Here is a 19,999-nt window from a genome sequence, read left to right on the forward strand (position 1 = left end):
ACTCAGCCCTTGGGTCGCTTGAGGTACGCCACGTGCTGTTCACCGGTCGGGCCGGGCAGCACCGTCACCAGTTCCCAGCCGTCGCCGCCCCACTGGTCGAGGATCGCCTTGGTCGCGTGCGTCAGCAGCGGCACGGTCGCGTACTCCCACGTCGTCAATTCGCTCATGGTGAACGAGCCTATCCTCCACCCGGATCGCCTCTTCGACTTATAGGCTCGTGCCGTGGCAACACCGACGAACAGGACAGTGCCGGGCACCTGGCCGCCCGGCGCGGATTCGGCACGACTGCATTTCGTGTCCGGCAAGGGTGGTACCGGCAAGTCGACGGTGGCTGCGGCGCTGGCGCTGGCGCTGGCGGCGGGTGGCCGCCGGGTGCTCCTCGTCGAGGTCGAGGGCCGGCAGGGCATCGCGCAGTTGTTCGACGTGCCGCCGTTGCCGCCGCAGGAGACCAAGGTCGCGACCGCGGAGGGCGGCGGCGAGGTGGTCGCACTCGCGATCGACCTCGAGGCGGCGTTCCTCGAGTACCTCGACATGTTCTACAACCTGGGTTTCGCAGGCCGGGCGATGAAGAAGATCGGGGCGGTCGAGTTCGCGACGACGCTCGCGCCGGGTCTGCGGGACGTGCTGCTCACCGGCAAGATCAAGGAGTGCGTGATCCGCACCGACAAGGCGGGCCGGCGCGTGTACGACGCGATCGTGGTGGATGCGCCGCCGACCGGGCGGATCGGCAAGTTCCTCGACGTGACCCGTGCGATGTCGGATCTGGCGAAGGGCGGACCCATCCACTCGCAGAGCCAGGGTGTGGTGCGGCTGCTGCATTCGGAGGAGACGGCGGTGCATCTGGTGACGCTGCTCGAGGCGCTGCCGGTGCAGGAGACCGCGGATGCCGTCGCCGAGCTCGAGGCGGCCGATCTGCGGGTGGGGACGGTGATCGTCAACCGGACCGGGACGGCGTACCTGCCGGAGGACGCGCTGGCCGACGCGGCGAAGGGCCGGGTCGACGCCGACGCGGTGCACACCGGTCTGTCGCGGGCGGGGGTCGCGTTGTCGGACGACGATTTCGCCGGTCTGCTGACCGAGACGATCGAGCACGCGGCCACGCTGGCCGCGCAGGACGAGAGTGCCGCACAACTGGACGAGGTGAAGGTGGCCCGCATGTATCTGCCCGCGCTGGTGGACGGTGTCGATCTCGGGGGGCTGTACGAGCTCGCCGAGCAGCTGACCGAGCAGGGTGTGCGATGACGGCGCCGACACGGCCGCGGACCGCCCCGGCCCTCGATCTCGGTGGCGTCCTCGCCGACCCGGGCACCCGTATCGTCGTGTGCTGCGGCGCGGGTGGGGTCGGGAAGACGACGACGGCGGCGGCGATGGCGTTGCGGGCCGCCGAGCAGGGCCGGCGGGTCGCGGTCCTGACGATCGATCCGGCGCGCCGGCTCGCCCAGGCGCTCGGGGTGCAGGATCTGGACAACGAGCCGCAGTTGGTGCAGCTCGCGCCCGGATCGACGGGTGAGCTGCACGCGATGATGCTGAACATGCGGCGCACGTTCGACGAGATGGTGCTCGAGCATTCGTCGCCGGAGAACGCCGAGCAGATCCTGGCGAACCCCTTCTATCAGACCGTCGCCACCTCGTTCTCCGGGACGCAGGAGTACATGGCGATGGAGAAGCTCGGGCAGCTCGCCGCCGACGACCGGTGGGATCTCGTCGTCGTGGACACGCCGCCGTCCCGCAACGCGCTCGATTTCCTGGATGCACCGCAGCGGCTCGGGGCGTTCCTCGACGGCCGGATGATCCGCCTGCTCACTGCACCGGGACGCGGTATCGGCCGGCTCATCACGGGCGCGATGGGTCTCGCACTCAAGGGTGTGTCGACGGTGGTCGGCAGCCAGATGCTGTCCGACGCGTCCGCGTTCGTGCAGTCCCTGGATTCGATGTTCGGCGGGTTCCGGGAACGGGCGACCCGCACGTACCGCCTGTTGCAGGAGCCGGGCACCCGGTTCGTCGTGATCGCGGCTGCCGAACCGGACGCGCTGCGGGAGGCTGCGTTCTTCGTCGACCGGCTCTCGCACGATCGGATGCCACTCGCCGGCCTCGTCCTCAACCGGACACATCCGACGCTGTGTACCCTGACCGCCGACCATGCGCTCACCGGTGCGGACCGGCTCGACGAGCGGAACCCGTCGGACATGCCGGACGCTGCGGACGCGTTGACGTCGGCGATCCTGCGGGTGCACGCCCAGCGGGCGGTGACGGCGCGGCGTGAGGTGCGGCTGTTGAGCCGGTTCACCGCGTCGCACCCGCACGTTCCGATCATCGGGGTGCCGTCGCTGCCGTTCGAGGTGTCCGATCTCGAGGCGCTGCGGGCCGTCGGGGATCAGCTGACGCGTCAGAGCTGACCCCCACTGCCCCCACTGCCCCCGCCGGCCCCGGGGGGCGTCGCCGCCGGTTACATCGCGGACTGGTGGTGGCGCTGCACCTCGAAGAAGGTGGCCCAGGACTCGACCTCGGGATGCTGCTTGAGCAGTGCCCGACGCTGACGTTCGGTCATGCCGCCCCACACCCCGAACTCGACCCGGTTGTCGAGGGCGTCGGCTCCGCACTGCATGAGGACCGGGCAGTGCCGGCAGATGGTCGCGGCCTTGCGCTGGGCGGCGCCTCGGACGAAGAGTTGGTCGGGGTCGATCTCCCGGCATCGGGCCTGTGCGACCCACTGGATACGGGCTTCTGCCTTCTCGTAGTCGAGCCTCTCGGCGGGGCTGGTCATGTGCATTCGGTTCCCCTTCGTCCGAACGCCGTTCCCCACGGCGCCCGGAATGCTCCCGCAGTTCCCGAGTATCACGTGGGAACTGCACCACATTCCTAATCCAGTGTTAGCTGTATCACACCGGTGAGAGCTAATTTAGGTAAAGAACGCCCGGCGCGCAAGGCGAGGGCGGTAGATTCTGGTACGACCGTGCCAAGTTCGCGGCGTTTGACCGGGTAAATTTCCGAACCCATGCCCGGACGCATGTCCAGTCTGTCGTGTAGACCCGGCCGAACGGCCGGTTCGACGTACTGTGTACAGCGTGTCGAGAGCCAAAACGATCGCCAAGCTCGCGGGGTGTTCCGCACTCGCCGGAGTCCTGCTCGCCGGAGTCCTGTTCCCGCTGGCAGGAGGGTTCGGATACGCCTCCAACCGCGCCACGGACGCCGTCGACAACGTCTCCGCCGAACTCGTCGAGGGCACCGTCCCCGCCGTGACGACGATGACCGACGTCACCGGCACCCCGATCGCGTGGCTGTACGAGCAACGCCGCTTCGAAGTGCCGAGCGACAAGATCTCCAACGAGATGAAACTCGCGATCGTCTCCATCGAGGACAAACGCTTCGCGGATCATCACGGCGTCGACTGGCAGGGCACGATGCGCGCCTTCATGACGAACACCACGTCCGGCGAGGTCCAGCAGGGCGCGTCGACGATCGACCAGCAGTACGTGAAGAACTACCAGCTTCTGGTGGTCGCGAAGAACGACGCCGAGCGTCGCGCCGCGATCGAGACGACCCCGGCCCGCAAGATCCGGGAGATCCGGATGGCGCTGACGCTCGACAAGAAACTGACCAAGGACGAGATCCTCACTCGCTACCTGAACCTGGTGCCGTTCGGTAACGGTTCGTTCGGGATCCAGGATGCGGCACAGACGTACTTCGGGGTCGATGCCAAGGACTTGAACGTCACCCAGGCCGCGATGCTCGCCGGCATGGTGCAGTCCAGTTCGGCACTGAACCCGTACACCAACCCGGACGGCATCCTCGAGCGCCGCAACACGGTCCTCGACACGATGATCGCCAACATCCCGGACCGGGCGGAGGAGATCCGTGCCGCGAAGGCTGCACCGCTGGGGGTGCTCCCCCAACCCAACACGCTGCCCCGCGGCTGCATCGCGGCCGGTGACCAGGGCTTCTTCTGCGATTATGCGTTGCAGTACCTGGCGACCTCGGGCCTGAACCGCGACGAGATCAACCGCGGCGGCTACACCATCAAGACGACCCTCGACCCGGCGGTGCAGCGTTCGGTGAAGTCGGCGCTGGTCGCCAACGCCGACCCGAAGCTGGACGGCATCGCGAACGTGATGAACGTGGTGCAGCCCGGTCAGGACCAGCACCGGGTGCTGGCGATGGCGTCGAGCCGCACGTACGGCCTCGACACCGCGGCCGAGCAGACCGTCCAGCCGCAGCCGTACACGCTCGTCGGGCACGGTGCCGGCTCGATCTTCAAGATCTTCACTACGGCCGCCGCGATGGAGAAGGGTCTGGGCACCAGCGCGATCCTCGACGTGCCGCAGCGGTTCGAGGCCCGCGGCATGGGTAACGGCGGCGCGGCGGGCTGCCCCCCGGCCACGTACTGCGTCCAGAACGCCACCAACAACTATCCGGCGAAGCTGTCGGTGACCGATGCGCTCGCGCAGTCACCGAACACTGCGTTCGTGAAGCTGATCGAATCGACCGGTGTCACCCCGACCGTCGATATGGCGGTCCGGCTGGGCCTGCGCTCGTACACGGTTCCGGGTTCGTCCGGTTTCGGCGATCAGAGCATGGCCGACATGCAGAAGCAGCAGAACCTCGGCTCGTTCACCCTCGGCCCGACGTGGGTCAACCCGCTCGAGTTGGCGAACGTCGCGGCGACCCTCGGGTCGCACGGCAAGTGGTGCCCACCGTCCCCGATCGACTCGATCACCGACCGCGAGGGCAATCCGGTCGCCATCAACCAGCAGGCGTGCGAACAGGTGGTGGCACCCGGTCTCGCCGACACTCTGTCGGTGGCACTGAGCAAGGACGACCAGGCGGGCGGCACGTCGTTCGGGGCGGCCAGCGCGGCCGGCTGGAAGCTGCCGATGTCCGGCAAGACCGGCACCACCGAATCGCACATGTCGTCCGGGTTCCTGGGCTTCACCGACAACCTGGCCGCGAGTGTCCTCGTCTACGGCGACTCGACGACGCCCGGCGAGATCTGCTCCGGCCCGCTGCGCCCGTGCGGCGACGGCAACCTGTACGGCGGCACCGAACCGGCCAAGACCTGGTATCAGGCGATGATGCCGGTGGTCGGCAATTTCGGCCCGACGGCGCTGCCTCCGCTCGACGACAAGTACGTCAAGGGTTCGCAGAGTGCCCAGATCCCGGATGTCGTCGGCAAGTCGCAGGACGCGGCGACGTCGGCGCTGAAGGACGCCGGTTTCACGGTGAACGTGGTGCCCACCAAGTCCGACGTCAAGAAGGACGACGTGACATCGAGTTCCCCGTCCGGTCTGGCCGTGCCCGGTTCGCCGGTGACGATCTACGTCAGTGACGGCTCGATCGCCGCGACACCGGCACCGGGCCGCTGACCACGGACTGCTGACTGCAGGCCTGCTCGGCCGGACGTTTGTCCCGGGCCCGCAGCGGGTAGCCGTCGGGCATGAATCTTCGCCACCTGTTCGAACGGGCCGAGTCGGCGTCGTCCCTCGACGGGGTCGCCGACGCGCTCGCACACCTCGTGCAGTCCGGTCCGGGCCGCACCCCCGTCGCGGCCGGGTTGCGTGGTGGCTGGCTCGGCCATCCTGTGCATCCCGTCCTGGTCGCGATCCCGATCGGCGCGTGGACGAGTTCCCTCGTCCTCGACGTCGTGTTCCGGGACCATCGGGCCGCCCGACGGCTGCTCGGGATCGGGCTGGTGACGGTGCCGGCGACTGCGGGCACCGGCTGGCTGGACTGGAGTGAACGCGGTGTCCGGCAGCGCCGGGTCGGGTTGATCCATGCGGGTGCGAACGTCGTCGGGATCGTGCTGACGTTCGCGTCGTTCCGTCGCCGCCGCCGCGACCCGGACGCGTTCGATCCCCTCGCGACGGCTCTGTCGGCGACGGCGCTCACCGCCGTCGGTGTCGGCGGGGCGCTCGGTGGACATCTCGTCTTCGCGGAAGGATCCGGGATGTCGGCGGCGACGGAGAGCACCGGTCCCGCGTTCGATCCGGCGCTCGCGGACCTCGACGCGATGCGTACGCCGAGGGACGGGCACCGGCACCGTGTCCTGCCGGGGCATCGGTGAGCGGTGCGCACGCCGCGATCAGAGCAAACCGCGACGGACCGCTTCCTCGACGGCCCCCTCTCTGCTGGTGACGTCGAGCTTGCGGTACAGGCTGTGCGCATGGGTGCGGACGGTGTTCACCGACAGGTGCATGTCCTTGGCGATCAGCCGCAGCACCTTCCCGGTGTGCAGTTGCGCGAGAACCGCTTTCTCGGACCGGGTCAGTCCCGGGTTGCGGCCACCGGCCGTTTCGGCCAGCTTGCCCCGGGCGTGGTCGAGGAACTGCTGGGTGACGCCCGCTCCCGGGCGGACGGTCGAGAGCAGTTCCGCGGTGTCCCCGGCGAAGTGCAGGAACGGCCGCACGATCTCGTCGGTTTCGGCGAGCAGCAGCGCCTGCCGGGTCGCTGTCACGGCGTCGTCCCGTCGACGGTCGCGGAAGGCCGCCACCGCGACGAGGACCCACCCTTCGATGACGAGGACTCTTCTCGGCGCCGGCTCCGACGCCACCACCTTCCGGGCGAGTTGTTCGGCGACAGTCGGTTCCCCGTCCGCGAGGGCGAGCATCGCCCGCGCCGCCGTCACCTCGGGGCTGTCACCGAACACGTCGCGGGCGGCCTGCACCACGGAGACGGCGAGCGACAGCCGGCCGGCATCCACGAAGACCGCAACCGCTTCGGGAACATAACGGTCGGAGAGACCCGGTTGCGCCGCCCGGCACAGGAGTCCCGACATCGCACGGGCGAGGCTCGCGACGTCGTCGGCCTGTGACGACCGGTACCGTGCGCGCAGCAACGCGAACGTGACGGCGGCGTGGTGGCCGACCGTCGGGGAGGTGGTGCCGTCCGGGTGGACGTGCACGGCCGTGGTGGAGGACAACTCGTGCAGGGGGCCGCTGTCCGGGAACGGCTCGCCGCGGTAGTACCGGCACATACCGAGCGTCGCCGCACTCTGCGCGGCATCGATCAGCGATTCGAGGCCCTGCTCGACGGCGTACGCCACCGCGCGCTCTGCTCGCTCCCCCGTCTCGACCAGGTTCCCTCGGGACACTGCGACGCCGGCGAGCCGCGCCATCGCCCGAAGGACGAGTCGCGGATGGCCGTCGTTGCCGGCGAGAGTGAGGACCTCCCGCAGCAGGCACTCACTCTCACGATGACGTCGGGCCAGCAGAAGTGCGGCAGCGAGCTGGATCAGCGCGTAACAGTCGATGTCGAGGTTCCCGGTACTCGACGTGTTCTCGAGCCTGGAGATCGCTTCTGCCGGGATCGGCCACCCCCCGATGAGCGCGGCTTCGATCGTGAGAGCGTCCGACAACACTTTCGCCACCGCCGGAAGTTCCGTGCTCGTCGCGACCGATCGCAGGTACGCCCGTGCCGCATCCGGATCGTTCGCCTCGAGCGCGGCGAGCACGCGCAGGAACGTGATACTCGTCAGGTACCCGTGCGACGAACCGACCGTGTCGAAGACGTCGTCGCCGTTCCCACCGAACACCGCGGACAGTCCGTACCGGTAGACGAACTCGTCGACGACCCGATCGTCCGACACCTCCATCAATTGGACGAATACTTCACGCAGGCAATCGAATTCGACGACCTGCCGCACAGCATCTGCCGTGGAATGTCGATACTCCGCCGGACCCGATTCCGGTAACCCGGCGTTGACGTGCGCACGCACCAGCGGATGCCACGAGTACCGCAGCTCGCCCCCGATCCGCTCACGCCGCACCGGAACACCGTGCTGCTCACACAGATAGAGTGCCGGGTCGGCGTTCGCCACACCGTGGTCGGCGAGCTGCCGGCCGGTGAACCATTCGACACCACTGGTCGATCGGACTGCCCGCGCCAAGTCCGCAGGTAGCCGATCCATGGTTTCACCGACGACATAGGCGGAGATCAGCTGCGGGTGATCGAGCAGTTCCGTGATCGCCGGCCGGGCCCGCCGGTCGGCGCCGAACACCACCGCGGCGCTGTACACCGCGCCTGCCCATCCTCCGGTGATCTCGAGGACGAGATCGAGATCCGTATCGTCGAGGAAGCAACCGCGCTGCGTGAACTCCTCGGCGACGGTCTGCCGATCCAGCGCCAGGTCCTCCCAGCCCAGGAACGCCAGGGAACCCTCCGCCGCGAACTTGGCCCAGGGCAGATTCGGGGCCCACCGTGCCGCGACGACCGTGTGGACGGGGGTGGCCTCCAGGAACCCGACCAGGCATGCGAGAGCCGCGCTCGTCCTCGAGGGTGTGGCCGTCGTCGAGGACGAGCGCGGCATCGGGATCCGCCGGATCCAGACATCCGGACGCGTCCTGCAACCGGCGCGCAAGTCGGGTGGGGTCGTTGTCGAGTCTGTCGAGGGTCAGCCATGCGGTCGGCGCGGCCCGCGCACGGCGATGCTCCCGCCACGCCTCGAGGAGCACAGTCTTGCCGGTGGCCACCGGCGCACACACCAGCATTCTCACGGCAGGACGCCGCGCGAGTTCCGTGTCGAGCGCGACGCAGAGGCCCCGCATGCGGTCCGTGCCGCCCACACTCGACTGCACCACTGCCGATACTTCGTATCCTGCTACCACACACCACCGCCCCTGAGAGCCGACCTTTTTCGCATCGTACGGTGCAAATCGGATCGACGCCTCCGGAAGCGGTGGCGTGTCGGGGACGAAACATGATGCCCGGGCCGGGAGGTCTGTCGCCGGCCCGGGCGACGTGTCAGTGTGCGAAGGCCTGCGCCGAGTGTCCGACGCCGCGGCCTTCCCGCAGTGCGGCGACAACCTCCCCGATCGCGACCGCCAGCCGATAAGCGAGGTCACGGGAGAAGCCCTCGCGCAGCACGATTCGGAGGACCGCGACGTCTTCGGCGTCGGCCGGCATCGTGTAGGCGGGTACCTGCCAGCCGCGGGCCCGCAATTCGTGCGAGATGTCGAAGACCGTGTAGCCGGGATCGCCGACGACCTCGAACGACAGGACCGGGATGGCGGATCCGTCGGTGATGACGTGCATGTCGTCGATCCTGGCGATCTCCGCCGACAGCATCAGCGCGGTGTCGCGGAGCGATTCCATGATCGCGGTGTAGCCGGCGACACCGAGGCGGACGAAGTTGTAGTACTGCCCCACCACCTGGTTGCCGGACCGCGAGAAGTTCAGCGTGAACGTCGGCATGTCGCCGCCGAGGTAGTTCACCCGGAACACCAGGTCCTCGGGGAGGTGTTCCTTCGACCGCCACACGACGAATCCGATGCCCGGGTACGTCATGCCGTACTTGTGGCCGCTGACGTTGATGGACACGACCCGTGGAATCCGGAAGTCCCACTGCAGTTCCGGATGCAGGAACGGGACGACGAATCCGCCGGACGCCGCATCGACGTGCATCGGCACGTCCGGCCCGCCGGCCGCGGCCACCTCGTCGAGCATCGCCGCGATCTCGGCGACCGGTTCGAGCTCCCCGGTGAACGTGGTACCGAGGATCGCAACGACACCGATGGTGTTCTCGTCCAACGTGTCCCGCACCTGATCGGGGGTGATGACGTAGCGGCCCTTCTCCATCGGCAGGTACTTCGGTTCGACGTCGAAGTAGCGGCAGAACTTCTCCCACACGACCTGCACGTTGCTGCCGAGGATGAGATTGGGTCGAGCCGTGTCCTTGCCGGCGGCCTCACGCGCCTGCCGCCACCGCCACTTGAGGGCCAGACCGGCGAGCATCACGGCCTCCGACGAGCCGACCGTGGTCACACCGGTCGCCGACGACGGGTCGGTCGCGGAGAGGTTCTCGGCGTGGAAGAGGTCGGCCACCATGTTGACGCAACGGGTCTCGATCTCGGCGGTGGCCGGGTACTCGTCCTTGTCGATCATGTTCTTGTCGAACGTCTCCGCCATGAGCCGGTCGGCCTGCGGATCCATCCACGTGGTCACGAACGTCGCCAGGTTGAGGCGGGAACTGCCGTCGAGCATGAGTTCGTCGTGGATGAAGCGGTAGGCGGCTTCCGGGTCGGTCTCCGACTTGGGCATCCGCAACGCCGGAATCGGATCGGTTCCGAGGCGACCGGTGTAGGCGGGCGCCAGGGTCTCGGCGGGAGCGGCAAGGTTGTCGGGCATCTTCTTCTCCTCCGGTTGGACGAACAGACGAGCAGCGGACCGATCGGGTCAGACCTCGATCGGCGGGTACAGCCGTTCCATCGTGTAGCGGCGGTTCCGCCGGACGGACAGTGCGCTCGCGGTGAGCGACACCAGCAGGATGCCGACGAGGACGGCGATGGCGATCCACAGTCGGGAGTCGACCTGCTCGCCGACGGTGAGCTGACGCAACCCGTTGACGGTGTAGGTCATCGGATCGAACGGATGGATGTACTGGAACGGTGTCGCGGTGGTCGGCACCGGGTAGATGCCGCCGGCCGAGACGAGTTGCAGCATGAGGAACGCGAGCGTGACCACGCGTCCGACGGCCACCCCGAACATCGCGTTGAACGCCTGGATCATCGCCAGGTACGTCGCGGACACCAACATCAGGAACAGGACAGTGCCGGTGACGTGCCGGGCCTCGAGCCCCACCCCGAAGTGCACCACGGTGTACATGACGATCACCTGCAGCACCCCGACCAGCAGCGCCGGCCAGTACGACGCCAGCACCGTCCGGTACAGCCCCACACCACCGACGGTGGGTCGGGACAACAACGGGGTCAACAACATCCAGGTGATGATGCCGCCGACGAAGAGGGCGAGCGACAAGAAGAACGGGGCGAATCCGGTACCGAACGTGGACGCCTCGTTGGTGGTGTTCTGTTGCAGCGCCACCGGCGTGGACAGGGTGTCGGCGGTCGCGGTGCGCTGTTCGTCGCTCCAGTCGGGAACCTGGCCGGCGCCCTGCGTCAGGGCGTCCGCGAGCTGATGCGATCCGGTCTGCAACTCCACCATGCCGGACGAGAGCTGGTTGGCGCCCGCGGTGAGCGCGGCGCTGCCGTCGGTCAGCTGGATCAGACCCGAATGCAGGGTTGCGGCACCGGTGTTCAGTTCGTTCACGCCGTTGCGCAACTGCTGGACGTCGCCGGTGATCTGTCCGCCCTGCAGCATGGCCAGGCCACGTTGCAGCGGACTCGACGGGTCGACGACCTGGTATTCGAGCGCGCGGGCGTCGCCGGCGAGCCGCTGGATCTCGGCGCGCAGCGCCGCCGTGTCGGCCTGCAGTTGCGGGGGTGCCAGTGCCGTCAGCGCGGACACCGCCTGCTGCACCGTGGGATCGGGGATCCCGGTCAGCAGATCGACAGCTGTCTGCACACCGGCCGGGAGCTGCGACGGCTGCGGGAGTCTGGCGTCGAGCGCCTCGATCGACTGCCGCAACTGGGTCACCTGGGCACCGACCTGCGCGACGGTGCCGCTGTCGAGCGCGGTCAGCAGTGGACCGGTGACGCCGTCGATGGCGGTGGCCAGCTGTGACGCGCCGGCCGCGAGTTGAGCGGAGCCGTCCCGTGCGGTGACCATGTTCGTCGAGAGTTCCGTTGCGCCCGAGGCGAGTTGATCGGAGCCACCCTTGGCGGTATCGATACCCGACGCGAGCTGCCCGGCACCGTCGGCGGCCTGCTTCAGGCCCGAGCCGGCGCTCTGCAGACCGGTGAGCACGGTCCCGACGCCCTGCGCACCGATCGTGGAGTTGACCTGGCCGATGACCTGCTCCGACGCGTCCTGGCCGATGATCGTGGCGAGGTAGTTGTTGGCGTCGTTGAACGTGAAGATCAGGTCGGCCTTCTCCGGGTTGTCGCCGTTCGGGGATTCGACGGCCTCGGTGAAGTTCTCGGGGATCGTGATCGTGTAGTAGTACTTGCCGGTCGACAGGCCCGCGGTCGCGTCGGCCTCGGATACCTCGGCCAGGTCCAACTGTCCGGACGCGATCAGTGACTTGACCACCTGGTCACCGGCGTCGACCTGCTGTCCGGTGGCGGTGCGTCCGGTGTCGTTGTTGACGATGGCGGCGGGAATCTTGTCGACCGCGCCGAACGGATTCCAGAAGGCCCACAGATACATTGCCCCGTACAGGAGCGGCATGAGGATGATGGTGGCGATCGCGATCCGCGGCATGGTGCCGCGGAAGTACCGCTTCGAGTCACTTCCCAGCGACATTCCGGCAAGCATCTGTCACCTCCCCTCGGTCATGACGCCGATGTCACCGGCGCCGATCAGACCGCGCATGTCGACCACGCCGCCGACTCCGCAGTCGGGCGGAAGCGGATTGACATCCGCCGTGATGATCGACTGGCGTTCACCGAGCGCGACGAGACGCTCGAGAACTTCGAAACGTTCTGTGTCGTCGGCGATCCGATCGACCCGGCCCACCACGAGCAGCGGGGGCCGGCGGGTGTTCGCGACGGCGATCCGCAGCAGCATCTGCTGAAGTTCGGGCAGGTCGTCGACGAACGCGTGGAGTGCCGGCAGTGGGATGTCCCCGAACACCTCCCCGCACATGTCGGCCACTCCCTGCTCGGAGACCCGCGGCACGAACCTGTACCAGGGCGAGGTCCACCGGAGTTGCTCGGTGACCAGATCCTGCACCGTCACCGACGGACTCACCTCGTCGAGTTCCTTGAAACAGGCGATCGCCGACCGGGTGAACACCTTGTGCGGTTTGTCGCGGAAACCGAGGGCCGTGATCGATCCACGGTCGATCCGCATCCGCCCGCACAGCGCCATGAGCAGTGCGGTGCGGGCCGCTCCGGCCTGGGCCACCAGGACGGTGACACCACCGGCGTCGATATCGATGTCGAGCGGGCCGAACACGTGACCCCACGGACCGCGGAGTTCGATCCCCCTCGCGGACACCAGGGTTCCGGTGATCTCCCGTGGTGGCGACTGTTCGTCTCCGACATATGTCTCTACCAAGCCGGCCCCCCGAGCGAGTTCTTGACGACCTGCCCGTTCTTGACGATGACCGCGAGGTTCTTCGCCGGATCGGCGAGCAAGCCGATGTCGTCGAGCGGGTTACCGTCGACCAGGAGGACATCGGCCCAGGCGCCGGCGGCGACAACGCCGAATTCGGCCTGCCGGTACGGATCTCGTTCGCCGGCCATGCGGAACAGTTCGGCGTTGCCGGAGGTGAGCATCCGCAGCGCGTCGAGGTTGCTGTAGTGGTCGCCGAGCCGGGCCGCCATCTCGCTCTGCCGCGGCGCGAGCTGCGGTTCGAGGAGCAGGTCGGTGCCCCACGCCGTCTTGACACCGTACTTCTTGGCCCACTCGTAGATCTTGTCGGTGCCGGAACAGATTTCGCGGTCCTTGCCGGCCCGGTCCGGGTCCGGATAGTGGTGGTCGCCGAGCGCGAACGGCTGCATCGACAGCCACACGTCCTTCTCCGCCATGAGCGCCACGGTCTCCTCGTCGGCGAGGTGCCCGTGTTCGATCGATTTGACGCCGGCCGCGATGGCCCGGCGGATCCCGGTGACGTTGTAGACGTGGGTGGCGACGTACGTGCCGTAGTCGGTGGCCGCATGGACCGCGGCGCGGAGTTCGTCGTCGACGAACTGCACGGTGTACAGCGGGTCGTACATGGAGGCGGCGCCGCCACCGACCATGAGCTTGATCTGCGAGGCACCCTTCTTGAGTTGCTCGCGGACCGCGGCGAGGACCCGGTCGGGACCGTCGGCGACGCGCATGAAGCCGATCTGCTCGGCGCGGCTCTGATCACCGCCGAGGATGGTGGGGCACTCGTAGACGAAACCGAAGTCTCCGTGCCCACCGGTCTGCGAGATCGCCGCCTGGGACGGATAGATGCGCGGGCCCTCGAACAGGCCGCGGTCGATCACCGATTTGATGCTGCCGGTGTCGCCGGCCATGTCCCGGACCGCAGTGAAGCCGCGGTGCAGCATGTTCTTCGCTTCGGCGAGGCCGTTGAGGGCGATGTGGACCTCGGTGCCCATCACCATGTCGAGGGCGGAGTTGGCATTTCCGACGAGGTGGACGTGCGCGTCGCTCATCCCGGGCATGAGGACGCGCCCACCACCGTCGATGACAGTGGTCTCCCGCGCCGGATCGTCCCCGACAGGCGAATCGGACACCGCGGCGATGCGGGTTCCGTCGATGAGCACGTCCCCGTCGACGAGTGTCCCCGATTTCCCGTCGAACACCCGAACGTTGCGCAGCAGCAAGCGATTTCCAGTTTCCGATACGGCTGTCATGCCGGGACGCTAACACCGCAGCCGGGTCCGTGCACTTCGAACAAGCGGGACGTTACCGAACCTCATCCCCTGTTTCATCCGTTCGCTACCCGAGCAAAACGCCCCTGAACGCACCGGCTTCGACTTACACTGCCGCACATGTTGATTCACCCGACTCTGCGCATGCAGTCCTGGGGTTTCGTATTCGGTGCGGCGCTCTTCGCGCTAGGGTCCGCCCCGGGCCTGGCGACGCTGCTGGGGGTGGCGGGCGCGAACACCGCGTTCTTCGTCGGCTCGTGGTTCTTCACCGCGGCCGCATTCGCCCAGTTGGTCCTGAGCGGACCGGCGACCACGACCGACGGCGGCGGCACCGCGATCCGCGCCGTCTGGCTGGCGGCGGCGGTCCAGTTGTTCGGCACGATCCTGTTCAACATCAGCACCGGTGCGGCTCTGCACGCGCACACGGTGCGCGGCGAGATGCATCTGGTCTGGAACCCCAACGCCGAGGGGTCGGTGGGGTTCCTCGTCTCGAGCGTGCTCGCGGTGATGGTGCTGTGGCGGACCGGCAGCTACTGGGAGCCGCGGTCGAAGGAGTGGCGGAGCGTCTGGCTCAACATGCTCGGGTCGATCGCGTTCGGCGTGTCCGCGGCGGGCGCGTTCGTCCTGCAGGACGGGGCCAGCCTCGATCCGAACGTTGCCAACCTGGGGACGTTCGCCGGCGCCGTGTGCTTCCTGCTCGCATCGATCCTGTTCGTCGGCAAGAACGTGGCGCCGACGCCGGCGAGGACACCGGCGCCGGCGTCGGCAGCCTAGAGACGGTCCTTGACCGCCTTGGAGATCCGCGATCCGTCGGCCTTGCCGGCGGCGAGGTCGGTGGCGATCTTCATGACCTGCCCCATCTGCCGCATGCCGGGGCGTTCCCCGAGTTCCTCGGCGGCCTGCGCGATCGCGGTGTCGGCGATGTCGGCGAGTTCGGCATCGGTGATCGGGGTGGGCAGGTAGGCGTCGATGACCTGCGCCTCGGCCCGCTCGTTGGCGGCGAGTTCACCGCGTCCGGCCTGGGTGTAGATCTCGGCGGCCTCACCGCGCTTCTTCGATTCCTTCGCGAGCACCTTGAGGATTTCGTCGTCGGTGAGCTTGCGGGACTCCTTGCCGGAGGTCTCCTCCTTCTGGACCGCGGAGAGGATCATGCGCAGCGTGGACAGCCGCAGTTGATCCTTCTGCTTCATCGCGGTGGTGAGGTCGGCGCGGAGCGTGGACTCGAGGGCGGGGACGGTGTCGGCCATGCGCCGAACGCTACGCGCCCAGCGCGGTGTCCTGCATCTTCATTGCGTACACCCGTATTCTGAAATGGTGTCTGATCTGTCTGCCCGAACCCCGAATCGCAGCGCCCTGAGCCGGGTCGCACTCGCCACCGCCGGGGCCGCCGCGTTGGGCGTCGGCTACGCCTCGCTGATCGAACGGAACGCGTTCGTGCTCCGGGAGGCGACGCTGCCGGTGCTCGAGCCGGGTTCGGCGACCCTGCGCGTCCTGCACATCAGCGACCTGCACATGATGCCGAACCAGCGGCTCAAGCAGAACTGGCTGCGCGAACTCGACCGGCTCGAACCGGATCTGGTGGTCAACACCGGCGACAACCTGTCGCACGTGAAATCGGTGCCCGCGGTGGTGCAGTCGATGGGCGGCCTGCTGGCACGCCCGGGACTGTTCGTGTTCGGCAGCAACGACTACTTCGCACCCAAACCGAAGAACCCGTTCAAGTACTTCGTGAAGGAGCACCGCCGGGTGCTCGGTGCGCCGCTGCCGTGGGCGGACCTGCGGGCCGCGTTCACCGAACGCGGCTGGCTCGACGCCACCCACGTGCATCGCGAACTCGAGGTCGGCGGGGTGCGGATCGCGGCGGCCGGCGTCGACGACCCCCACCTGAAGCGCGACCGCTACGACACCATCGCCGGCCCACCGAACCCGCTGGCGCAGCTCAAGCTGGGCATCACGCACTCCCCCGAGCCGCGGGTCCTCGACCGGTTCGCCGACGACGGCTACGACCTGGTCCTGGCCGGGCACACGCACGGCGGCCAGTTGTGCCTGCCGTTCTACGGCGCGCTGGTGACGAACTGCCAGCTGGACCGGTCGCGGGTGAAGGGTCCGTCGCAGTGGGGTGCGCACATGCGCCTGCACGTGTCGGCGGGCGTCGGCACGTCCCCGTACGCGCCGGCCCGGTTCTGCTGCCGCCCCGAGGCGACACTGCTGACGCTGGTGCCCGCACCCCGCGAGAACACCGCCGTCGACCGCGTCACGGCAGCCGAGAAAAACGCTGTTTTGGGGCGGTGACCAGCCGATTTAACCCCGGGCCAATCGGTCATGTAGGCTGATCGAGGTTCAACACCGGGGTGTGGCGCAGCTTGGTAGCGCGCTTCGTTCGGGACGAAGAGGTCGTGGGTTCGAATCCCGCCACCCCGACCAGTGAAGAACAGAAAGACCCCGTCCGATTCCTTCGGACGGGGTCTTCTTCGTTGTGCGGACCCCCACACGAGATCAGGCCCGGAGGAAAGTAGGAATAACCGCGCCGCGGGCGTGGTTGAACAGGCCGGATCGGCGGTTCGTGTCCCCCGGGCTCAATATCATCGCCTTCGCAGGGTTCCGTTCGGCTGGAGCTGCGTTGCGCCTTTCGCCGAGAGGCGACCGAACCGCCGGTCCGCTACTCCGTCATCTGCACCGAGTTCCGCAGCGCATCGGTGATCGCCTCGGGGGCCCCGTCGATCGACCACACCGCGAGCGCGACGGTCACCAGGGTGAGCGCCGGGCCGAGGAAGGCGCGTTCGAAGCCGCCACCGGCCCGGATCGCCAGGAACGACGGCAACCGCAACTCCCACCAGCGGCGTCCCCCGAACGGCACGAACGGCGCCAGGAACGGCACCCCCTCCTTGGTGATCATGTCTCCGAGGCAGTGCACGGCGCAGCCGAGGGCCACCGCCACCCCGAGCCCGGTGGAGCCGACCTCGTCGGGAAACCATTGCCAGGTGAGGATCGACAGGAACGCGGCGGCCGCAGTGACGACGAGCCATCCCTTGTCCCGCGCCCAGTGCCCGAACAGGCCGCGCAGCGCCAGGCCGAGCGTGAAGAACAGGGTGACGATCAGGGCGGGCCGACCGAACTGCCCGACGAGCGCCGACACGCCCGCGCCGAGTCCGGCCGCGAACAGTGCGGTGTGGGTGAACGTGCGGTGCCCGCCGCGGCGGTTCGGGTCCTTGCGGCCCTTCGTCACCCGGTACACACCGAGCGACAGCGAGTCCATGCCGGCGGCGAGGGTTCTCGAGATCGGGCCGAACGAGCGGGCGACGGTGGACTGGGTGGTGTCGAGGTCCGGTAGCAGCGCCGCCCCCGCGCACACCCCCGCGAATGCGAACGTCTCGGCCGTCGACGTGGGTCCACCCCAGTCCGTGGGTAGCAGGTCCGCGACGGCGAGGCCGACCGCGGCACCGGACATTGCATGGGTTGCACCCATCACCATGAGGGGACCGCACCTTTCGAGCACCGAGCATCAACAATCGAGGGGCCCGAGCCTCGGGCCCCTCGGATCAGACGCTAGCAACGGCCACCGACAGGCCGACCGCCGTTCCGCATCCGGTACTCGAAAGGCATGATGGAGGGAAGTTCTCCGAGTCCGATCGAACGCACGGGAGGTGGCCATGAGCACTGTGTTGCTGTGGGTGGCGGCGACACTCGTCTACTGGTGGAGCATGCTCCCCTGACCGGCGAGTGAGAGTCGAAGGACCCGCCACCGAGAACGCTCCGGCAGCGGGTCCTTCCTCACCGGTCGATCACTTCAGTCCGGCGCGCACGCCTTCCTCGATCTTCTTGCCGAGGTCGGTGTCCACGTTCTTCCAGTACTCGAAGACGCGGGACAGGATCGGCTCCCGTACGCCGCCGAGGATGTGTCCGACGGCGTTGGACACGAGTCGGGCGCGTTCCCCGTCGTCGAGGACGTCCCGGACGAGGGTGCCGGCCTGGACGAAGTCGCCGTCCTCGGCGTGCTCGATGTAGCCGGCACGCACCGCCTCACCGTCGATACCCCACAGGCCCTCGTCGCCGGCCGCGGACGGGTCCGCGTGCGGTCCGCCGAACGAGTTCGGCGCGTACACCGGGGTGTCCGCCGAGTTGAACGTGTACCGCATCGGCCCCTCCTTGGAGTAGGAGTTGACGGGGTTCTTCGGGGTGTTCACCGGTAGCTCCGCGTAGTTGGCGCCGATCCGGTAGCGGTGGGCGTCGGCGTACGAGAAGACACGGCCGAGCAGCATCTTGTCGGGGCTGAAGCCGATGCCGGGCACCAGGTTCGACGGCTCGAATGCGGCCTGTTCGATCTGCGCGTGGAAGTTCTCCGGGTTCCGGTCGAGCGTCCACTTGCCGACCTCGATGAGCGGGTAGTCCTTCTGCGACCACACCTTCGTCAGGTCGAACGGGTTGAAGCGGTAGCCCTCCGCCTCGGCGACCGGCATGATCTGCACCTTGAGCGTCCAACTCGGGAACTCGCCGCGCTCGATCGCGTTGTACAGGTCGGCGCGGTGGTAGTCCGGGTCGGTGCCGGCGAGCGTGTCGGCCTCGGCGGCGGTGAGGTACTCGATGCCCTGGTCGGTCTTGAAGTGGTACTTGACCCAGAAGCGTTCCCCGGCCGCGTTCACCCACTGGTAGGTGTGCGAGCCGAACCCGTCCATGTGCCGCCACGTCTTCGGGATGCCGCGGTCGCCCATCAGCCACGTCACCTGGTGCGCGGTCTCCGGGCGCAGCGTCCAGAAGTCCCATTGCATGTTGTGGTCGCGCAGGCCCGACCCCGGCAGCCGCTTCTGCGAGTGGATGAAGTCGGGGAACTTGATGGGGTCCTTGATGAAGAAGATCGGCGTGTTGTTGCCGACGAGGTCGTAGTTGCCGTCCTCGGTGTAGAACTTCATCGCGAACCCGCGCGGATCCCGCCACGTGTCGGGGCTGCCCTGCTCGCCGGCGACGGTCGAGAACCGCACCAGCGACTCGGTCTTCTTGCCCGGCTGCAGGAACGTCGCCTTGGTGTACTTGCTGACGTCGCCGGTGACGACGAGTTCACCGAACGCGCCGCCGCCCTTGGCGTGCACGACCCGCTCCGGCACCCGCTCCCGGTTGAAGTGTGCAAGCTTCTCGATGAGGTAGTGGTCGTGCAGAAGGATGGGACCCTGCGTGCCCGCGGTGAGCGATTCGTCGTCGCTCGCAACGGGAATACCGAAGTTGTTCGTGGTCGGGCGTGACTGTCCGGACGTCATGGCGAGAAGCCTCCTGGCACTAGTGGGCTGTGGTGCTCTTCGGATCGTCTTGATTGTGTGAGCTGGTAACGGTGTGCGCCCCGGTTGTCACCGAATCGTTGCGACAGTCGGGACACAGACCCCAGAACACGACCTCGGCCTCGTCGATCTCGAAACCGTGATCGTTCGAGGACTCCAGGCAGGGTGCGCGGCCGACGACGCAGTCGACGTCGACGACCGTGCCGCATGCGCGGCACACCAGATGGTGATGGTTGTCCCCGGTGCGGGCCTCGTACCGCGCCGGGGACCCCGCGGGCTCGATGCGGCGCAGCAGTCCCGCGCGGACGCACGCCCCGAGCACGTCGTAGACCGCCTGGGTGGACACCGACCCGAGCCGGCGTCGCACCTCCGCCGTGATCGCGTCGACACCCGAATGCGGATGCGCGGCAACCACGTCCAGAACCGCGATGCGGGGTGCCGTGACCCGCAGGCCGGCGGCGCGCAACCGAGTGCGGGCGTCGAAGTCGTGATCTCCTCGGGGCATGAACCCAGTATGCCCCTTTTCTGGAATGAGTC

17 protein-coding genes and 1 tRNA gene are annotated in these 19,999 nt (G+C 68.0%); 7 read left to right on the top strand and 11 right to left on the bottom strand.

From position 1 onward, the window contains the following. Nucleotides 1-2: 2 nt before the first annotated feature. The gene (locus E0497_RS14430; protein ID WP_005515911.1) at nt 3-167 is read right to left on the bottom strand and encodes a Sp36 family protein; all 165 of its coding nucleotides are present in this window, start codon (nt 165-167) and stop codon (nt 3-5) included. Nucleotides 168-222: 55 nt separating this feature from the next. On the opposite strand from E0497_RS14430, the gene bagA reads away from it, so the two are divergent. Beyond that, nucleotides 223-1,242, top strand: coding sequence for an ATPase BagA (gene bagA, locus E0497_RS14435; protein ID WP_170312980.1), 1,020 nt, complete (start codon nt 223-225; stop codon nt 1,240-1,242). Beyond that, nucleotides 1,239-2,396, top strand: a complete 1,158-nt coding sequence (gene bagB, locus E0497_RS14440; RefSeq protein WP_137725489.1) for an ATPase BagB — start codon at nt 1,239-1,241, stop codon at nt 2,394-2,396. The genes bagA and bagB overlap by 4 nt, the downstream gene beginning before the upstream one ends. Nucleotides 2,397-2,446: 50 nt before the next feature. Here bagB and E0497_RS14445 read toward each other — a convergent pair whose 3' ends face one another. After that, complete coding sequence (locus E0497_RS14445) at nt 2,447-2,770, bottom strand: WhiB family transcriptional regulator (RefSeq protein WP_137725490.1); 324 nt, start codon at nt 2,768-2,770, stop codon at nt 2,447-2,449. Between the two features lie 313 nt (nt 2,771-3,083). Here E0497_RS14445 and E0497_RS14450 point away from each other — a divergent pair, with 313 nt between their 5' ends. Both E0497_RS14450 and E0497_RS14455 read left to right on the top strand, forming a co-directional pair. Next, nucleotides 3,084-5,360, top strand: coding sequence for a penicillin-binding protein (locus E0497_RS14450; protein WP_137725534.1), 2,277 nt, complete (start codon nt 3,084-3,086; stop codon nt 5,358-5,360). Nucleotides 5,361-5,431: 71 nt separating this feature from the next. Continuing rightward, complete coding sequence (locus E0497_RS14455; RefSeq protein WP_137725491.1) at nt 5,432-6,058, top strand: DUF2231 domain-containing protein; 627 nt, start codon at nt 5,432-5,434, stop codon at nt 6,056-6,058. Between the two features lie 18 nt (nt 6,059-6,076). Here E0497_RS14455 and E0497_RS14460 read toward each other — a convergent pair whose 3' ends face one another. The 5 genes from E0497_RS14460 to E0497_RS14480 form a co-directional block, all read right to left on the bottom strand. Further along, a complete protein-coding gene (locus E0497_RS14460; RefSeq protein ID WP_137725492.1) occupies nt 6,077-8,299 on the bottom strand; it encodes a LuxR C-terminal-related transcriptional regulator in 2,223 nt (740 codons plus the stop codon). Nucleotides 8,300-8,733: 434 nt separating this feature from the next. After that, nucleotides 8,734-10,116 carry a glutamate decarboxylase gene (gene gad / locus E0497_RS14465; RefSeq protein ID WP_137725493.1) on the bottom strand — a complete coding sequence of 461 codons (1,383 nt, stop codon included), beginning with the start codon at nt 10,114-10,116 and terminating at the stop codon, nt 8,734-8,736. A 48-nt stretch (nt 10,117-10,164) separates the two neighbouring features. Continuing rightward, nucleotides 10,165-12,144, bottom strand: coding sequence for a YhgE/Pip family protein (locus E0497_RS14470; RefSeq protein ID WP_137725494.1), 1,980 nt, complete (start codon nt 12,142-12,144; stop codon nt 10,165-10,167). A 3-nt stretch (nt 12,145-12,147) separates the two neighbouring features. Beyond that, nucleotides 12,148-12,828, bottom strand: coding sequence for a hypothetical protein (locus E0497_RS14475; protein ID WP_241665889.1), 681 nt, complete (start codon nt 12,826-12,828; stop codon nt 12,148-12,150). 53 nt (nt 12,829-12,881) lie between these two features. After that, nucleotides 12,882-14,177: a metal-dependent hydrolase family protein gene (locus E0497_RS14480; protein ID WP_137725495.1), complete on the bottom strand. Its 1,296-nt coding sequence runs from the start codon at nt 14,175-14,177 to the stop codon at nt 12,882-12,884. Nucleotides 14,178-14,315: 138 nt separating this feature from the next. Here E0497_RS14480 and E0497_RS14485 point away from each other — a divergent pair, with 138 nt between their 5' ends. Then, complete coding sequence (locus tag E0497_RS14485) at nt 14,316-14,969, top strand: hypothetical protein (RefSeq protein WP_137725496.1); 654 nt, start codon at nt 14,316-14,318, stop codon at nt 14,967-14,969. On the opposite strand, the gene E0497_RS14490 is transcribed toward E0497_RS14485, so the two are convergent. Next, nucleotides 14,966-15,442 carry a GatB/YqeY domain-containing protein gene (locus tag E0497_RS14490; RefSeq protein WP_137725497.1) on the bottom strand — a complete coding sequence of 159 codons (477 nt, stop codon included), beginning with the start codon at nt 15,440-15,442 and terminating at the stop codon, nt 14,966-14,968. The genes E0497_RS14485 and E0497_RS14490 overlap by 4 nt on opposite strands. Before the next feature lie 64 nt (nt 15,443-15,506). On the opposite strand from E0497_RS14490, the gene E0497_RS14495 reads away from it, so the two are divergent. Both E0497_RS14495 and E0497_RS14500 read left to right on the top strand, forming a co-directional pair. After that, nucleotides 15,507-16,487: a metallophosphoesterase gene (locus tag E0497_RS14495; RefSeq protein WP_137725498.1), complete on the top strand. Its 981-nt coding sequence runs from the start codon at nt 15,507-15,509 to the stop codon at nt 16,485-16,487. Between the two features lie 55 nt (nt 16,488-16,542). Then, nucleotides 16,543-16,619, top strand: a tRNA-Pro gene (locus tag E0497_RS14500). A 235-nt stretch (nt 16,620-16,854) separates the two neighbouring features. Here the strand turns inward: E0497_RS14500 and E0497_RS14505 are convergent. From E0497_RS14505 to E0497_RS14515, 3 genes are all read right to left on the bottom strand, one after another. Next, nucleotides 16,855-17,667 (bottom strand): metal-dependent hydrolase, encoded by an 813-nt coding sequence (locus E0497_RS14505; protein WP_137725499.1) that lies wholly within the window; start codon nt 17,665-17,667, stop codon nt 16,855-16,857. A gap of 310 nt (nt 17,668-17,977) precedes the next feature. Next, nucleotides 17,978-19,444: a catalase gene (locus tag E0497_RS14510; protein ID WP_137725500.1), complete on the bottom strand. Its 1,467-nt coding sequence runs from the start codon at nt 19,442-19,444 to the stop codon at nt 17,978-17,980. Nucleotides 19,445-19,463: 19 nt separating this feature from the next. Next, a complete protein-coding gene (locus tag E0497_RS14515) occupies nt 19,464-19,967 on the bottom strand; it encodes a Fur family transcriptional regulator (RefSeq protein ID WP_137725501.1) in 504 nt (167 codons plus the stop codon). Between the last annotated feature and the right edge of the window lie 32 nt (nt 19,968-19,999).

This window comes from Prescottella subtropica, from assembly GCF_005434945.1.
Classification (GTDB): Bacteria; Actinomycetota; Actinomycetes; order Mycobacteriales; family Mycobacteriaceae; genus Prescottella; species Prescottella subtropica.

Excerpts from the sequence above, each read along its gene's own strand:
- E0497_RS14485 (WP_137725496.1), top strand. The coding sequence starts at position 14,316 with ATGTTGATTCACCCGACTCTGCGCATGCAGTCCTGGGGTTTCGTATTC.
- E0497_RS14505 (WP_137725499.1), bottom strand. The coding sequence starts at position 17,667 with ATGGTGATGGGTGCAACCCATGCAATGTCCGGTGCCGCGGTCGGCCTC.
- E0497_RS14430 (WP_005515911.1), bottom strand. The coding sequence starts at position 167 with ATGAGCGAATTGACGACGTGGGAGTACGCGACCGTGCCGCTGCTGACG.
- E0497_RS14455 (WP_137725491.1), top strand. The coding sequence starts at position 5,432 with ATGAATCTTCGCCACCTGTTCGAACGGGCCGAGTCGGCGTCGTCCCTC.
- E0497_RS14495 (WP_137725498.1), top strand. The coding sequence starts at position 15,507 with ATGGTGTCTGATCTGTCTGCCCGAACCCCGAATCGCAGCGCCCTGAGC.
- E0497_RS14480 (WP_137725495.1), bottom strand. The coding sequence starts at position 14,177 with ATGACAGCCGTATCGGAAACTGGAAATCGCTTGCTGCTGCGCAACGTT.
- E0497_RS14460 (WP_137725492.1), bottom strand. The coding sequence starts at position 8,299 with ATGCCGCGCTCGTCCTCGACGACGGCCACACCCTCGAGGACGAGCGCG.
- E0497_RS14510 (WP_137725500.1), bottom strand. The coding sequence starts at position 19,444 with ATGACGTCCGGACAGTCACGCCCGACCACGAACAACTTCGGTATTCCC.
- E0497_RS14470 (WP_137725494.1), bottom strand. The coding sequence starts at position 12,144 with ATGCTTGCCGGAATGTCGCTGGGAAGTGACTCGAAGCGGTACTTCCGC.
- gad (WP_137725493.1), bottom strand. The coding sequence starts at position 10,116 with ATGCCCGACAACCTTGCCGCTCCCGCCGAGACCCTGGCGCCCGCCTAC.
- E0497_RS14515 (WP_137725501.1), bottom strand. The coding sequence starts at position 19,967 with ATGCCCCGAGGAGATCACGACTTCGACGCCCGCACTCGGTTGCGCGCC.
- E0497_RS14445 (WP_137725490.1), bottom strand. The coding sequence starts at position 2,770 with ATGCACATGACCAGCCCCGCCGAGAGGCTCGACTACGAGAAGGCAGAA.
- E0497_RS14490 (WP_137725497.1), bottom strand. The coding sequence starts at position 15,442 with ATGGCCGACACCGTCCCCGCCCTCGAGTCCACGCTCCGCGCCGACCTC.
- bagB (WP_137725489.1), top strand. The coding sequence starts at position 1,239 with ATGACGGCGCCGACACGGCCGCGGACCGCCCCGGCCCTCGATCTCGGT.